This window comes from Azospirillum sp. SYSU D00513 (genome assembly GCF_017356015.1).
Lineage (GTDB): Bacteria > Pseudomonadota > Alphaproteobacteria > Azospirillales > Azospirillaceae > Azospirillum.
Window position 1 is genome coordinate 178,963 of the sequence record NZ_JAFIQV010000002.1, and the last position, 15,179, is coordinate 194,141.

Here is a 15,179-nt window from a genome sequence, read left to right on the forward strand (position 1 = left end):
CCACCGCCCCGTGCGCCGGCCGCGCGCGCCGGTATTCCGTTCCGCCGTCCGTGAAAGGCTCTGGTCCGCCGATGTCGTCCGCCCTCGCCCTGTCCGACGCCTCCCCCTCCGCCATTCCGAACAAGCGGGCCATCCTGTCCCGGCGCAAGCTCGCGGGCGACCTGGATGCGCTGGTCGCGGAACACGGGGTGGACGGCAAGGGGCTGCGGCCGGCGCTGATCGCGCGGCTGCGCCAGGCGCTGGCCGACGGGCGGGCGGAGGTGCGCTCGCGCTTCGACGCGGGCGCCTCCGGCGAGGAATGCGTGCTGCAGAACTGCTACCTCGCCGACGGGGTGGTCAAGGCGCTGGCCGAATTCACCGTCGCCCACATCTTCCCGGCCGCCAACCCGACCGCCGGCGAGGTGTTCGACATCGTCGCGACCGGTGGCTACGGGCGCGGCGAGCTGGCGCCTTTCTCCGACATCGACCTGCTGTTCCTGCTGCCCTACAAGCAGACGGCGCGGGTGGAGCAGGTCGTCGAATACATGCTCTACGTCCTGTGGGACCTCGGCCTGAAGGTCGGCCATGCGGTGCGCAGCGTGGACGAATGCATCCGGCAGGCGCGCGGCGACGTGACCATCCGCACGGCGATCCTGGAATCGCGCTTTCTCTGGGGCAACCGCAAGCTCTTCACCGAGCTGACGACGCGCTTCGACCGCGAGGTGGTCGCCGCCTCCGGCCCGGAATTCGTCGAGGCCAAGCTGGCCGAGCGCGACGCCCGCCACCAGAAGATGGGCGACAGCCGCTACGTGCTGGAGCCCAACCTGAAGGACGGCAAGGGGGGGCTGCGCGACCTCCAGACGCTGTTCTGGATCGCCAAGTACCTGTACCGCGTGGGCGAGGTGGAGGAGCTGGTCGGCAAGGGCGTGCTGCTGCCGGAGGAGGCGCAGCGCTTCGCCAAGGCGCAGAACTTCCTGTGGACCGCGCGCTGCCACCTGCACTATCTCGCCAACCGGCTGGAAGACCGGATGACCTTCGACGTGCAGAGGGAGATCGGCGCCCGCATGGGCTACACCGATCATGCCGGCACCAAGGGCGTCGAGCGCTTCATGAAGCATTATTTCCTGGTCGCCAAGGATGTCGGCGACCTGACGCGCATCTTCTGCGCGGCACTGGAGGCCGAGGCCAAGCGGCCGGCGAAGTTCAACATCATGAAGCTCGCCGCGCTGGCCCGGCGCAGCAAGGACAAGGACGTGGACGGCTTCGTCCTGGACGGCGAGCGTCTGAACGTCCACCACGACCGCCAGTTCAAGGACCAGCCGATCGACATGATCCGGCTGTTCCGGGTGGCCCAGCAGCACGACCTGGACATCCACCCCAACGCCTTGCGCGCCATCACCCGTTCGCTGTCCTGCATCGGGCCGCGCCTGCGCAACGACCCGGAGGCCAACCGGCTGTTCCTGGACATACTGACCAGCCGCCGGGATCCGGAGATCTCGCTCCGCCGCATGAACGAGGCGGGGGTGCTGGCGCGCTTCATCCCCGACTTCGGGCGTGTCGTCGCACAGATGCAGTACGACATGTACCATGTCTACACGGTGGACGAGCACACGCTGTTCGCGCTGGGCATCTTGCACAAGGTGGAGTCGGGCGCGCTGAAGGACGAGCTGCCCTTGTCCTGCGAGGCGGTCCACAAGCTGGTGTCGCGCCGGGCGCTCTATGTGGCGGTGCTGCTGCACGACATCGCCAAGGGGCGCGGCGGCGACCATTCCGTCCTCGGCGCCCGCGTGGCGGAGAAGCTCTGCCCGCGGCTCGGCCTGACGGCGGAGGAGACGGAGACGGTCGCCTGGCTGGTGCGCTGGCACCTCGCCATGTCGCACACCGCCTTCAAGCGCGACCTGGAGGACGACAAGACGGTGCGGGACTTCATCTCGCTCGTCCAGTCGCCGGAACGGCTGCGGCTGCTGCTGGTGCTGACGGTCGCCGACATCCGCGCGGTGGGGCCGGGCCGCTGGAACAACTGGAAGGCCACGCTGCTGCGCGAGCTGTACCACCGCTCCGAGGAGCTGATGTCCGGCGGCCTGTCGGCGGAAGGGCGGGAGCGGCGCATCCAGGCCGCCCAGGCCACCCTGCGCGAGGCGCTGGCCGGCGAGTTCAGCCCGGAGGATTGCGAGACGCACCTGACGCTGGGCTACCCGGCCTATTGGCTGGCCTTCGACACCGACACGCTGGCGCGCCACGCCCGGCTGGTGCGCGAGGCCGAGGGGGAGAAGCGGGCGCTGACCATCGACACGCGGGTGGATCCGGGGCGCGCGGTGACCGAGGTCACCATCTACACCGCCGACCATCACGGCCTCTTCTCCCGGCTGGCCGGGGCGCTGGCGTCGGTCGGGGCGGACATCGCCGACGCCAAGATCTTCACCATGACCAACGGCATGGCGCTGGACGTCTTCTCGGTGCAGGACGCCGTCACCGGCGGCGCCTTCGAAAGCCGCGAGAAGCTCGCCAAGCTGTCGGTGATGATCGAGAAGGTGCTGGGCGGCCAGCTGAAGCCCTTGCAGGAGCTGGCCCAGCGCAAGGCGCCGCACGCCAGCCGAACCCGCGTGTTCCAGGTGCCGCCGCGCGTGCTGATCGACAACAACGCCTCGACCACCCACACGGTGATCGAGGTGAACGGGCGCGACCGGCCGGGGCTGCTCTACGACCTGACCCGCGCGTTGAGCAGCCTGACGCTTCAGATCTCCTCGGCGAAGATCTCGACCTACGGCGAGAAGGCGATCGACGTCTTCTACGTGAAGGACCTGTTCGGGCTGAAGGTCACGCACGACGCCAAGCTGGCGCAGATCCGCGAGCGGCTGCTGCAGTCGCTGGTCGACGCGAGCGGCGACGCGCTGCCCCCGCCCAGCAGCAGCGTGCGCCGGCGGCGTCCCCGCGCGGCGGATGAGGATGCGGCGGGCTGAGAGGGCAGGGCGCGCCGGCTGCGGGCGCGCCTGAATTCTTCTGATACCGGGTTCGGAAAATTCCGACCTCCGAACCCGGTATAGGGCCGTGACTGCGGCCCCGCGCCCCGCCCCCCGGCGCCACGGGGCGCGGAAGTCCTGACCACAGGTCAGGACTTCATGAAAATCGTATGAGTTCGCGGGGGTCAGGCCGAGCGGGCCTGGCGCTCCGTCCCGCGCGTGTCGGGCGGGTTGACGATGGCGCGCAGTTCGTCGAGGAAGGCGCGGCCCGTGTCGGTCAGCGTCACGACCTTGCGGCGGCGCTCGCGCGGGTCCTCGACCGCCTGGACGAGGCCGAGCCCGGCCTTGCCGAAGCTGTGCCAGCGGCTGAGCGCCGCGACGTTGCGCGACGCGGAGGATTGGGCGATGCCGAGGCGTTCCGCGAGTTCTCCGATCGACAGCCCCTCGTTGCGGGCGATCGTCATGAAGGACAGCGCGTACTGGATCGGCAGGTCGGGGTCGAGCCTGCGGAACGCCTCGAGCACATGGACCAGAGTCGCGACCTCGTCGAAGCGCGCCTCAGGGCGGGTTCGGGCCGGCATCAGCGAGCCCCCCGGACCGCGGACCCCATCGGGCCGGCGTGTAGATGATGTGCAGGCGACCAAGCCATATCAGATATTCCCCGTTTTCCTGCCGGATGTCGAAACCAACACCGGATGAGGCCCACTGGGCATGCTCAAGGAAGAGGCGACGGCCGCAAAAACCCAGATAGACGCTCATGATATCCTCTCGATCTCGGGAATTCGCCTTCGGGCGGGGGCAGGAAGCCACGGGTGCGGGAACGTCGATGGCAGGCTTGGCGCATGGCGTGCTCGGCAGTGGCCCAGTCGATAAGTCGACCGGCTCGGTTGATCGGGGTTACGGTTTTCATGTCTGTCTCCAGGGTTGAAGAAATGCCGGTGATGCTGGAACCGGCGGGTTCAGCTATCACCCTTCAGCGATAGGCTTGCAAGCTGCAAAATGTGCGCGGGTCCGAAAACTTCCGGTCCCGGATGCTTTCGGGCGCGGGAAGGCCCGGTTCTGCCTCCGTCAGCCCGATGTCGCGCCGGAGATGGCCGCAGAGGTGGTCCACCCCCGACGGACCACTCGGCAATCCGGTTGAGAATCCGCCGGGATCCAGCCACTTGCGCCACAGGGCGCCCCACAAACTGTCCATGATGATCTTCCTTCTTCCGGCCTGTCTTTCAGCCTGCGGGGCGGACCGGTGCGCCCTTTGCAGGCTGGCAATATATCCGCATGCGGATGCATCCGGTCAAGCGCCGCGAAAGAAAGCAACGGCGTGTGGCGCGTTTGCATCACCCGGCACCACTTCCGCGCGCGCGCGGCCGGGTGGGGCGGGGGCGGCTGGACAAGCGGGCGCGGGCCGGTCAAACAGGGATCATCGAGGCGACCTCCGGCGGCGCTTTCCATGACATCCTGCGCGTTCCGCTCGCGGTTTCCCGGGCCGTTGTTCCTGCTCGCTTCCGCGCTGCTCGCTTCCACTTTCGGCGTGCTCGCGGCCGGACCCGCGGCGGCGGAGCCGCGCTTCACCCCCGGCCCTTGCTTCTTCACCATCCCGGAAGGGGAATCGGCGCTGTGCGGCACGGTCGCCGTGCCGGACCGCCGCGACGCCGAGGCCACCCGCGCCTTCCGCCTGCCGGTCGTGGTGCTGCTGAGCACCGCCGCCGATCCCGCACCCGACCCCGTGCTGTTCCTGGAGGGTGGCCCCGGCGCCTCTCCCTTCGGCAGCGGCGAGGCGGTGGAGGAGCGGATGGAGGGGTGGTGGCTGCAGACCGACGCTTTGCGGCGCCAGCGCAACGTGATCCTGTTCGACCCGCGCGGCGCCGGCCGGGCGGAGCCGGACACCGACTGCCCGGAGCTGGACGTGCTCGGCGCCACGCCGCGCCCGCGCCCCCCGACGCGGGCGGAGCGCGCGGCGCTGGAGCGCGAGGCCATCCTCGCCTGCGCCGAGCGTTTCAAGGCGAATGGGCTGGACAGCGCGCTCTTCACCAGCCCCATCGCCGCCGACGACGCGCTGGACGTGGCGGCGGCGCTGGGCGCCCAGCGCGTCAACCTGTTCGCCGTGTCCTATGGGACGCGGGTGGCCCTGTCGATCCTGCGCCGGCAGGGTGCCAGGGTGCGCAGCGCCGTGCTGGACGCCGTCTACCCGCCCGACGTGAACGCGCTGGAGGAAGCGCCCTGGCTGGCCCAGCGCGCCTTCCGCCGGCTGTTCGAGGATTGCGCGGCCAGCCGCGCCTGCCGCGCCGCCTCCCCCGACCTGGAAAAACGCTTCCTCGCGCGCGTCGCCGCGCTGGAGGACCGGCCGGCCGTGGTGCAGATCGGCGACCCGGACATCCCGCAGGCCGTCGATCTGGACGCTGCGGCGGCGCTCTCCGCCGCATTGGAGGCCATGGCGGCGGGCGAGCCGGTGCCGCGCCTGCCGCGCATCCTCGACCGGGCGGCGCAGGGCCGGCTGGAGCGGCTCGCCGTCTGGGCGCCGCCCCCCTGGATCGGCGATCCCGACACGGCCGACGGGCTGGCCTTCTCCATCGAATGCCGGGAGACGGTGAACGCCGCCGACCCCGCACGTCTGGAGGCGAACGCAAGGCGCCACGCCCCCTACGGCGCCGTCAACGCCGACGAACCCGGCCGCCGCGTCTGCGCCGACTGGCCGGCCAGCCGGCCCGAGCCCGCCGAACTGCTGCCGGTGGCGAGCCCCGTGCCCGTGCTGCTGCTGTCCGGCGCCTACGACCCCGTCACCCCGCCGGACTGGGCCGACCGCGCCGCCGCCACCCTGCCGAAAAGCCGCCACATCGTCTTCCGCAGCGCAGGGCACACGGTGACCGCGACCGAGGAATGCGCCATGACCGCCGTGGCCGCCTTCATCGCCGCCCCGGACGCGCTGCCGGAAGGCATCTGCCCGGAGGCGGCGAGGGCGCCGCGGTTCCTTGGGCCGTGAGGGGGGTGATTTCCGTTCAGACGCCTTTTGCCTGCGCCCAGTCCGCCAGCGACAGGAGCAATCCCTTCATCCTGCTTTCTGGGTGGGCGCGCATTGCCTTGAGAAACGGGCCGTCTGCAACAATGACCCGGTCGGCACCCATGGAGATGGCGAAGGCCACATACAGGCAATCATAGGGGGAGTGGTTCACCACCAATCCGATATCGAGTGCTGCCATATGGAGGTTGAGGTCCGCCGAGGGAGTGGGGGCAGGGCGGACGCCAGAATCTGCAAGCGGACCCTGACTTGGTCTGGAGTCATAAGGCCCTTTCGGACTTGCAGCCAAAGTACGTTGGTGGCCTCATTCAGCCAGAAATCAGGGATCATGAGGCGTTCGTCACTGTCCAGAAGCGCGAGCGCCTGTGGGCTGTCCGCTTCCGGCAGGACCCACTTGAGCCCGACCGACGCATCGACGACGATCATGGATCAGCTTTCCTCTCTGGACCCGGTCAACTGCCGCAAACGCTCCTGACGGGTTTCCTGAAGATCAGCTGCTGAATTGAAGGGCCGGTCTCCCAACTCATTCTGAAGAGCGGTGAGGTGCTTTACGAGGTCCGAGCGGTTCGGCACCGTGTGGTCGCCTTCAAGCGCCTGCCGAAGGATCTCCCGATGTTCGGCTTCGGCTGACCGGCCATTCTCGGCTGCCCGTATTTGCAGCAGTCGAACAAGGCGATCGTCGAGGCTGCGGACGGTGAGGCTTGCCATGTCATTCACTCCTGCATGCAACCGGTGCATTGCGATTATCTTGGCAATTCCAGTCTATCGGACAAGCCATCCCCTCACCGCCCCGGCGCGATGCGGCGGTAGCTCAGGGCTTCGGCGACGTGGCGGCGGGTGACGGCGTCCTTGGCTTCCAGGTCGGCGAGCGTGCGGGCGACGCGCATGACGCGGTGGTAGCCGCGGGCGGACAGCTTCATCCGCTCGGCGGCGTCGGTCAGCAGGGCGCGGCCGGGCTGGTCGGGAGCGGCGGCGCGTTCCAGCAGCTCGCCGTCGGCCTCGGCGTTGGTGCGTACCGGGCGCTGGCCGGGTGCTGGTGGGGCAAGTCGGGCGTAGCGTTCGGCCTGGATGGCGCGGGCCAAGGCGACGCGGGCGGCGACCTCGGCGCTGCCCTCCGCCGGGGGCGGCAGGCTGAGGTCGGCCGGGGTGACCGCGGGCACGTCGATGTGCAGGTCGATGCGGTCGAACAGCGGGCCGCTGATCTTGGATTGGTAGTCGGCCGCGCATTTCGGCGCGCGGGCGCAGGCCAGCGAGGCGTCGTCCAGATGGCCGCAGCGGCAGGGGTTCATGGCGGCGACGAGCTGCACGCGGGCGGGGTAGGTGACGTGGCCGTTGACGCGGCTGACCGTGGCGCGGCCGGTCTCCAGCGGCTGGCGCAGGGCCTCCAGTGTCGCGCGCGGGAATTCCGGCAGCTCGTCCAGGAACAGCACGCCCTGGTGCGCCAGCGAGATCTCGCCGGGCTTGGCGCGCGTGCCCCCGCCGACCAGCGCCGGCAGGCTGGCCGACTGGTGCGGGTCGCGGAACGGACGTCTGCGCAGCAGCTTTCCGCCCTCCAGCAGGCCGGCCACGCTGTGGATCATGGAGACCTCCAGCGCCTCCGATGGGTCCAACGGCGGCAGCAGACCCGGCAGGCGCGCGGCCAGCATCGACTTGCCGGAGCCCGGCGGACCCATCATCAGCATGTTGTGGGAACCGGCGGCGGCGACCTCCAGCGCGCGCTTGGCCGTCTCGTTGCCCTTCACGTCGCGCAGGTCGAGCGGGGAGGCCTCCTCCTCCTGCACGCGCGGCTTCGGCGGGGTGAGGACCTGGCTGCCCTTGAAGTGGTTGACCAGCGCCAGCAGCGTCGCGGGGGCCAGCACGTCCAGCCCCTCGCCGGCCCAGGCCGCCTCGCCGCCGCAGGCGGCCGGGCAGATCAGCCCGCGGTCGTTGGCCAGCGCGTTGATCGCGGCGGGCAGCACCCCCGCCACCGGCGTCAGCGCCCCGTCCAGCGCCAGCTCGCCGAGCGCGCAGTAGCGCTGCATCTCCTCGTCCGGCAGCACCCCCATGACCGTCAGCAGCGCCAGCGCGATCGGCAGGTCGAAATGGCTGCCCTCCTTCAGCACGTCGGCGGGGGCGAGGTTGACGGTGATGCGCTTGGCCGGCAGCGACAGCCCCAGCGCGTGCAGCGACGCCCGCACCCGCTCCCGGCTCTCCCCCACCGCCTTGTCCGGCAGCCCCACCACCGTGAAGGCGACGATGCCGCCGGACATCTGCACCTGGACGTCGATATCGAGAACGTCGATGCCCTGAAAGGCGACAGTCTGGATGCGCGCAACCACGGTTAAGCCTCGCCTGGGGATCAGTGCACGCAAGTGTATGGCAGGGCGAGGGGATGCGCCAGCGCCGGCTGTGACGCGGTGCGGAACGGGCGGCGGGGTTGGCCCACCGGCCCCGCGGCCCTAAGATCCCTCCCACACAACCGTCACCAACCAATCGCCACCGGGGAACAACGCCGTGCAGCTTCTTCTCAGCACCTGGGCCGAGGTCGAGGCCTATCTGAAGACGTCGAAGGGGATCATCCTGCCCATCGGCTCGACCGAGCAGCATGGGCCGAACGGGCTGATCGGCACCGACGCGCTCTGCGCGGAGGTGATCGCGCGCGGGGTCGGGGACGCCACCGGGGCGCTGGTCGGGCCGACCATCGCGGTGGGCATGGCCGTCCACCACATGGAGTTTCCGGGCTCCATGACGCTGAAGCCCTCCACCCTCATGGCGGTGGTGGACGATTATGTGTCCTCGCTGGCCGAGCATGGGTTCGAGCGCTTCTTCTTCATCAACGGCCATGGCGGCAACATCGCCACCCTGCGCGCCAGCTTCTTCGAGATCTACGCCCGGCAGCGCGCCGCCCGTGGCAGGGAGGCGCCCGACCTGCGCTGCACGGTGGCGAGCTGGTGGGAGAACGCGGCCGTCCCGCAGATCTCCCGCGAACTCTATCCGGGGGCCGAGGGCTCGCACGCCACGCCAAGCGAGGTGGCGGTGACGCAATACGCCTTCCCCGACTCGATCAAGTCGGTGCCGATGGAGCCGCACGTCGCCCCATCGGGAAGCTTCTACGACGCGCGCAATTTCCGCCGCCGTTACCCCGACGGCCGCATCGGCTCGGCGCCGTCGCTGGCGACGCCGGAGCACGGCAAGCGCCTCTTTGAGGCCGCCGTGGAGGCCCTGTCCGGACAGTACCGGAGCTTCCTGGAAGAGGCGTGAACGAGGGGGGCCGGCGGGGGCGCCGCCGGCCCGTTTTTTCCGGGCTCACTGCGCCGCGGCGCTGCGCTGTTGCTGCGCCGCCTTCTTCTTGCGGCCCGCGGCGATGAGGTTCAGCGCCTCCACGCCGGCCGAGAAGGCGATGGCGAAATACAGGTAGCCCTTGGGGATGTGGAAGCCCAGCCCGTCGGCGATCAGTGCCACGCCGACCAGCAGCAGGAAGGACAATGCCAGCATCTTCACCGTCGGGTGGCGGCTGACGAAATCGCCGACCGGACCGGAGGCGAACAGCATCACGCCGACCGCGATGATCACCGCGGCCATCATGATCTCCAGATGCTGGGCCATGCCGACGGCGGTGATGACGCTGTCCAGCGAGAAGACGATGTCCAGGAACATGATCTGGACGACCACGCTGGTGAAGCTCACGGCCTTGGCCGAGCCGTGGCCCTCCTCCTTGTCGCCTTCCACGGACTCATGGATCTCCCGCGTGCCCTTGGCGAGCAGGAAGAGGCCGCCGACCAGCAGGATCAGGTCGCGGCCCGAGATCTCCCATCCCGCCACGCTGAACAGCGGCTCGGTCAGGGTCGCCACCCAGGCGATGGAGGCGAGCAGCGCCAGCCGCGTGATCAGCGCCATCCCCAGCCCGACCCGGCGCGCCCGGTGCTGCTGGTGAGCCGGCAGCTTGGAGGCCATGATCGAGATGAAGATGATGTTGTCGATGCCGAGAACGATCTCGAGCGCCGTCAGGGTCAGCAGGCTGGCCCAGGTCTGCGGGTCGGAAAGAAGGTCGAGCATGGGGACGGGTCGGCTCCAGCAGCAGAGTACCTGCCCTTAACCCACGGGCGGGGCGGGCCGTTCCGCCCGTCCTCGCGCCGCCGCGTTCGTCAGTCCTCCTCGCGCAGGGTCTCGATGGCGCGGCGGTCGCGCTTGGTCGGGCGGCCGGCGCCGGGCGCGCGGGACGCGGGCGGCAACGGGTCGGCCATCGCCGTCTCGCGGGCCGGCGGGTCGAGATCCTCGTAGAGCGCCTGCGCCTCCGGGGCGGGGCCGCGCCGGCTGCCCAGCGCCACCACCTTGATGACGCGGATGTGCTTGCCCTGCGGGAAGGTCAGCACGTCGCCCGGCTTGACCGAAGCGTGCGCCTTGGTCACCACCGTGCCGGCGCAGCGCACGACGCCGCCGTTGCACAGCTTGGCCGCGAGGCTGCGCGTCTTGAAGAAGCGCGCGAACCACAGCCACTTGTCGATGCGCAGCCGGCCACCGCCGGCCGGGGAGGCGGCGGAGCCCGGCTTGGCGTCGGCCTCGTCTTCGGCCTCATCGTCGAGGATGTCGTCCTCGGTGTCGTCCTTGATGTCGTCGATCATGTCTTCCTGCGCATCGCGCGGCAGCCTGTTGGAAACACACTTTTCGTCCGTCATTCCCGCGAAAGCGGGAATCCAGGACTTCGGGCCACGTGCCCACGGGGCGAAGCCTGGATCCCCGCTTTCGCGGGGATGACGGCGAAGGGCGGAAACGCGGATGAAGCTGCCATGGACAAATGTCCTTCCCTCATCCGGCTTTGGACAGGTGACGCAACTTGGCAAAGGGGTGGTCGGCGTTGGCCGGGGCCTCGCGGCGGTGCTTGGGGGTGGCGCGGTTGCGGCGGCGGCGCCAGGTGATCTTGCCGTCCTCGGCGACGGAACGGGTGTAGCCCAGCCCCTTCAGCACGCCGCCCAGCTCCTCCGGCTTGACGCCGATCATCTGGCCCAACGCCGGCTCGTTCGCGGCCTCGCCCTCCTTGGACTGCTTCATCATCTCCGTCTCCAGACGGTCCAGCATGTCCACCCGCACGGCGCGCGGGCCGGCGGTGGGATAGCCGATGACCTCCCAGAAGGCGGGCGGCGCCCCGGCCGACTCGACGGAGACGCGGCCGGGCGGCGGGGTGGGGACGGGCAGGGGATGCCCCTTGTGCACGGCCCAGAGCAGCGCGCGCAGTTCCACCGCCGCCGGCTTGGCGAGCGCCGGCAGATAGATGTGCGACACGCCCAGCCGCACGCCCAGCCGGCTCAGCGCCTTGCGGTCGCTCTTCTCCAGCTGCTCGGTCATGGCGGCCACGGGTGCCCGGGGGATCACCCCCAGCCCCTCCACGATCTGGAAGGCGAGGCCGCGCGCGCTGCCGGTCAGCGCTTCCGCGTCGCGCAGGGCGGCCAGCGGCTTCAGCCGGGCGGCGATGTGGGCCTTCAGCCAGCGTTCCAGCCGGGCGCGCACCCGCTCGCGCTGCGCCTGGTCGAGCAGCCCCTCGTCGTGCGGCACGATGGCGGGGCTCAGCGTCGAGGGGCCGGGGGCGAGCCGGGCCACGGGGATGCCGTTGGCGGTCAGCGCGGCGTCCGGGCCGAGCGCGAAGGCCTCGTCCGGTTCCTGCTCGAAGACGCGCAGGCGGTTCTGGATCTCGTCGCGCAACGCGCGGCGCGCGGCGGAGAAGAGCGCCTTCGCCTCCTCCGAGCGCACCGGCGCGTCGGGGACGAAGCGGAACCCCTCCAGCCGCCCGACGCTGTGCCCTTCCACCACCACGTCGCCGTCCGCGCGCACGCCACCCAGCAGCTCCCGCCCGTCCTTCAGCGAGCGCGCGAGCGTGGCCGAGCGGCGGTCGATGAAGCGCTGCGTCAGCCGCTCGTGCAGGGCGTCGGACAGCCGGTCCTCGATGACGCGCGACCGCTCCTGCCAGTGGATCGGGTCCTTCAGCCAGGCCGGCCGGTTGGAGATGTAGGTCCAGGTGCGGATGTGGGCGATGCGCGCGACCAGCGCGTCGATGTCGCCGTCCGTGTGGTCGAGCCGGGCGATCTGCCGGCCCACCCAGTCCTCGTCCAGCCGGCCGGTGCCCGTGCGCAAGGACCGGAACACCTGCGCCAGCAGCCGCGTGTGCGCGTCCGACAGGGTCTTGCGGAAGTCCGGGACTTGGCAGACCTCCCACAGCAGCCGCACGTTCTCCCGCCCCTTGGCGAGGTCCAGGATCTCCTGGTCGCGCACCAGCGCCTGCAGGGTCAGATGGTCGTCGGCGTCGCGGGCGCGGACCAGCTCGGGCAGGGGCGGGCGCTCCTCCAGGGATTTCAGAAGATAGCCCGGCGTCTCGAAGCGCAGCTTGCTGTTGCGCCAGCTCAGCGCCTTCAGGGTCTCGAACTGGTGGTTCTCGACGCGGTCGATCAGCTCGGGCTCCAGCTCGCCCGCCTCGTCGGTGGTGCCGAAGGTGCCGTCGCGCATGTGGCGCCCGGCGCGGCCGGCGATCTGCGCCACCTCGGTCGGGCGCAGCCGGCGCGGGGAGAAGCCGTCGAACTTCACCATGCGCGCGAAGGCGACATGGTCCACGTCCATGTTCAGCCCCATGCCGATGGCGTCAGTGGCCACCAGATAGTCCACCTCGCCCGCCTGGTAGAGCCCGACCTGCGCGTTGCGGGTGCGCGGGCTCAGCGCGCCCAGCACCACCGCCGTGCCGCCGCGCTGGCGCCGGATCATCTCCGCAATGGAATAGACGTCCGTGGCCGAGAAGGCGACGACGGCCGAGCGCGGCGGCAGCCGCGTCAGCTTCTTGTAGCCGGCGTAGGTCAGCTTGGAGAAGCGCTCGCGCTGGATGAACTCGGCGCGCGGCACGAGCCGGCGGATCAGCGGCTGGATCGTGTCCGATCCCAGGAACATCGTCTCCACCATGCCCCGCGCGTTCAGCAGCCGGTCGGTGAAGATGTGGCCGCGCTCCGGGTCGGCGCAGAGCTGGATCTCGTCCACCGCCAGGAAATCCACCGGCCGGTCGAGCGGCATGGATTCCACCGTGCAGACCCAGTAGGTGGCGCCCGGCGGCAGGATCTTCTCCTCGCCGGTCACCAGCGCCACGGCCTTCTTGCCCTTGATCGCGACGATACGGTCGTAGTTCTCGCGGGCGAGCAGGCGCAGGGGGAAGCCGATCATCCCGGTGCGGTGGCCGAGCATGCGTTCGATGGCGAGATAGGTCTTGCCGGTGTTCGTCGGGCCGAGCACCGCGACCACCCGCCCCCCGGCGCCGAGGCCGCCGCCCGCGCTCAGGGGATCGAAATGGGACATCATTTCATAACCATTGGGCGGAGGCGCCTCCAATGCAAGCGTGAGGGCGGCCGTAAGCGGGCCGGCTGTCCGGAAAATCCGCGTCCCGCCCTCCGGCGGCGTGGGCCGGGCGGCGGGGAACGGCCCCGGAGCCCGGTTTTGTCGCGGGGAAGCCGCCGCGAAATCATGGATCGGGGTCGATTATCAGGCTTTACTGAACGGGCTCAAACCCCGAGGAACCCATGCGCCCACACCGATCCCACCGTTTCGCCGCCGTCCTCCTGGTCGCCGCCTCCACCCTCTCCTGGAACACCGCCCGGGCGCAGGTCCCAGCCCAGGTTCAGGCGCCGAGCGAGGCGGGCGCGAAGACGCTGGCCGCGGCGCTCTCCGACGGGCTGAAGCGCTGGTTCCCGCCGCAGGACGGCACCACGGTGAGCTGGAAGGCGCTCCAGGTCGTGCCGTCGGGCGACCATTACGCCGTGACCATCCCGGAGCTGACCGTCAAGGACGCCGAGGGGTCGGGCATCTGGTTCGGCACCGTGTCCATGACGGTCGCCCCGCGCGAGGGCGCCACCTACGCCGTCTCGGCGACCCTGCCGGACAGCATCCCCATCCTGGACAAGGGCAAGACCGAGGCGACCATCCGCCTCGGCCGGCAGCGGTTCGACGGCCTGTGGTCCGGCGGCTTCGAGACCTTCCTGTCGCTCGACGCCGACTACGGCGACCTGTCGGTGACCGGTGCTAAGAACGACGGCGTGCTGCGGATCGGCGCGGTCACCGCCATGTCGGCGCTGAAGCCGGACGCGGCCGGTGCGCCGACCTGGAGCGGCCCCGGCGCGCTCGCCGTCAGCAAGGTCACCGTCACGGACGAGTCCAAGCGCGAGCTCATGTCGCTCGACGGGCTGGCGCTGGAAGGCACCTACAGCCGCGTCGACCTGGCGCGCGTCAACGCCTTCCAGACCTTCGCTCAGCGCCAGGCCGCCGCGGGCACGGAGCCGCCGCCCGCCGAGACGCTGAGCGCCCTGCGCGGCCTGCTCGGAGGGGCGTCCGTCCGCATGCGCATGTCCGGCTTGTCGACCTTCGAACCGGAGAGCGGGACCAGGATCGCGCTGGGGCTGCTCAGCGCCGGAGGCGGGGTGGAGGATCTGGACCAGCCGCTCGGCGGGCTGTCGCTGGGGCTGGAGGCGAGCGGCTTCTCGATGAGCCCGGCCGTCGCCCCGACCGGCTTCGAGCCGCGGAGCCTGCAGCTCCAGCTCGGCATCGCCAAGCTGCCGAGCCCCGCCCTGTGGCGGACCATCGCCGACCTCTCCGCCCTGTCCGACACCCTGGAGGAGGGGGAGGCCGATCCGCGTCAGGAGGCCGCCATGCAGCGGCTGATGGGCGCCCTGTCGCAGGCCGGCACCGAGCTGCGCCTGGACAAGGTGGCCATGGACAGCCCCGCCCTGTCCGGCAGCCTGTCCGGCGCCTTCCGCGCGACCGCGACCGCCGCCCAGGGTGCCGTCGGCGGGATGACCGTTCTGCTGCGCGGCCTGGACGGGGCGGCCCGCGCGCTCCAGCCCGCCTCCGGAAAGCCGGACGAGGAGACGGCGGGGCTGCTGGCCGGGCTGGCCATGGTCCAGGCCATGGGGCAGCCGGGCAAGGACGATGCCGGCAACGAGACGCGCAGCTACAAGATCGACATGACCGAGGACGGGCGCTTCCTTCTCAACGGCACCGACATGGGGCCGCTGCTGGCCGGCATGGGCGGCTCCGACGAGCCGGAGGAGCTGGACGGCGGCGAGTACGAGGAAGAGGAGATCGAGGAGCAGCCGCTCAAGAAAGCGAAGAAGAACTGATCTTTCCGTCCTTTTGGTGGCATGGGGGCTCTTGCATGGGGCGGTGTGCTCGCACATATCTCCGCCGGCTTTCGCCGGGACCCTGCAACGGCCCCCATGGCAACAAAA

At 70.4% G+C, this 15,179-nt stretch carries 12 protein-coding genes; 4 read left to right on the top strand and 8 right to left on the bottom strand.

All coding sequences use genetic code 11. From position 1 onward, the window contains the following. The first annotated feature begins 71 nt into the window (after positions 1-71). Positions 72-2,939: a [protein-PII] uridylyltransferase gene (locus tag JUB11_RS02330; protein WP_207455843.1), complete on the top strand. Its 2,868-nt coding sequence runs from the start codon at positions 72-74 to the stop codon at positions 2,937-2,939. Between the two features lie 185 nt (positions 2,940-3,124). Here the strand turns inward: JUB11_RS02330 and JUB11_RS02335 are convergent, their stop codons facing one another. Continuing rightward, positions 3,125-3,520: a MarR family transcriptional regulator gene (locus JUB11_RS02335; protein WP_207455845.1), complete on the bottom strand. Its 396-nt coding sequence runs from the start codon at positions 3,518-3,520 to the stop codon at positions 3,125-3,127. Next, positions 3,498-3,698, bottom strand: coding sequence for a hypothetical protein (locus tag JUB11_RS02340; protein ID WP_207455848.1), 201 nt, complete (start codon positions 3,696-3,698; stop codon positions 3,498-3,500). Before JUB11_RS02340 ends, JUB11_RS02335 begins: the two co-directional genes overlap by 23 nt. 727 nt (positions 3,699-4,425) lie before the next feature. Here JUB11_RS02340 and JUB11_RS02345 point away from each other — a divergent pair. Continuing rightward, a complete protein-coding gene (locus JUB11_RS02345) occupies positions 4,426-5,916 on the top strand; it encodes an alpha/beta hydrolase (RefSeq protein WP_247886785.1) in 1,491 nt (496 codons plus the stop codon). Between the two features lie 16 nt (positions 5,917-5,932). Here JUB11_RS02345 and JUB11_RS02350 read toward each other — a convergent pair whose 3' ends face one another. From JUB11_RS02350 to JUB11_RS02360, 3 genes are all read right to left on the bottom strand, one after another. Continuing rightward, positions 5,933-6,133, bottom strand: coding sequence for a hypothetical protein (locus JUB11_RS02350; protein ID WP_207455853.1), 201 nt, complete (start codon positions 6,131-6,133; stop codon positions 5,933-5,935). A gap of 248 nt (positions 6,134-6,381) precedes the next feature. After that, positions 6,382-6,660: a hypothetical protein gene (locus tag JUB11_RS02355; RefSeq protein WP_207455855.1), complete on the bottom strand. Its 279-nt coding sequence runs from the start codon at positions 6,658-6,660 to the stop codon at positions 6,382-6,384. 74 nt (positions 6,661-6,734) lie between these two features. Continuing rightward, the gene (locus JUB11_RS02360; protein WP_207455860.1) at positions 6,735-8,270 is read right to left on the bottom strand and encodes a YifB family Mg chelatase-like AAA ATPase; all 1,536 of its coding nucleotides are present in this window, start codon (positions 8,268-8,270) and stop codon (positions 6,735-6,737) included. Positions 8,271-8,445: 175 nt separating this feature from the next. Here JUB11_RS02360 and JUB11_RS02365 point away from each other — a divergent pair, with 175 nt between their 5' ends. Then, on the top strand, positions 8,446-9,192 hold the full coding sequence (locus tag JUB11_RS02365; RefSeq protein ID WP_207455861.1) for a creatininase family protein: 747 nt from the start codon (positions 8,446-8,448) through the stop codon (positions 9,190-9,192). Between the two features lie 45 nt (positions 9,193-9,237). Here the strand turns inward: JUB11_RS02365 and JUB11_RS02370 are convergent, their stop codons facing one another. From JUB11_RS02370 to JUB11_RS02380, 3 genes are all read right to left on the bottom strand, one after another. Next, the gene (locus JUB11_RS02370) at positions 9,238-9,987 is read right to left on the bottom strand and encodes a TerC family protein (protein ID WP_207455862.1); all 750 of its coding nucleotides are present in this window, start codon (positions 9,985-9,987) and stop codon (positions 9,238-9,240) included. Positions 9,988-10,076: 89 nt separating this feature from the next. Next, positions 10,077-10,553: an RNA-binding S4 domain-containing protein gene (locus JUB11_RS02375; protein ID WP_207455864.1), complete on the bottom strand. Its 477-nt coding sequence runs from the start codon at positions 10,551-10,553 to the stop codon at positions 10,077-10,079. 184 nt (positions 10,554-10,737) lie between these two features. Continuing rightward, positions 10,738-13,260: a helicase-related protein gene (locus JUB11_RS02380; RefSeq protein WP_247886786.1), complete on the bottom strand. Its 2,523-nt coding sequence runs from the start codon at positions 13,258-13,260 to the stop codon at positions 10,738-10,740. A gap of 218 nt (positions 13,261-13,478) precedes the next feature. On the opposite strand from JUB11_RS02380, the gene JUB11_RS02385 reads away from it, so the two are divergent. Beyond that, entirely contained in the window at positions 13,479-15,071 is a 1,593-nt protein-coding gene (locus JUB11_RS02385; protein ID WP_207455866.1) for a hypothetical protein, read from the top strand. Positions 15,072-15,179 lie beyond the last annotated feature (108 nt).

Bases quoted from the DNA above. Each gene is read 5' to 3' on its own strand.
- JUB11_RS02330 (WP_207455843.1), top strand. From the start codon at position 72: ATGTCGTCCGCCCTCGCCCTGTCCGACGCCTCCCCCTCCGCCATTCCG.
- JUB11_RS02335 (WP_207455845.1), bottom strand. From the start codon at position 3,520: ATGCCGGCCCGAACCCGCCCTGAGGCGCGCTTCGACGAGGTCGCGACT.
- JUB11_RS02340 (WP_207455848.1), bottom strand. From the start codon at position 3,698: ATGAGCGTCTATCTGGGTTTTTGCGGCCGTCGCCTCTTCCTTGAGCAT.
- JUB11_RS02350 (WP_207455853.1), bottom strand. From the start codon at position 6,133: ATGGCAGCACTCGATATCGGATTGGTGGTGAACCACTCCCCCTATGAT.
- JUB11_RS02355 (WP_207455855.1), bottom strand. From the start codon at position 6,660: ATGGCAAGCCTCACCGTCCGCAGCCTCGACGATCGCCTTGTTCGACTG.
- JUB11_RS02370 (WP_207455862.1), bottom strand. From the start codon at position 9,987: ATGCTCGACCTTCTTTCCGACCCGCAGACCTGGGCCAGCCTGCTGACC.
- JUB11_RS02375 (WP_207455864.1), bottom strand. From the start codon at position 10,553: ATGATCGACGACATCAAGGACGACACCGAGGACGACATCCTCGACGAT.
- JUB11_RS02380 (WP_247886786.1), bottom strand. From the start codon at position 13,260: ATGATGTCCCATTTCGATCCCCTGAGCGCGGGCGGCGGCCTCGGCGCC.
- JUB11_RS02385 (WP_207455866.1), top strand. From the start codon at position 13,479: ATGCGCCCACACCGATCCCACCGTTTCGCCGCCGTCCTCCTGGTCGCC.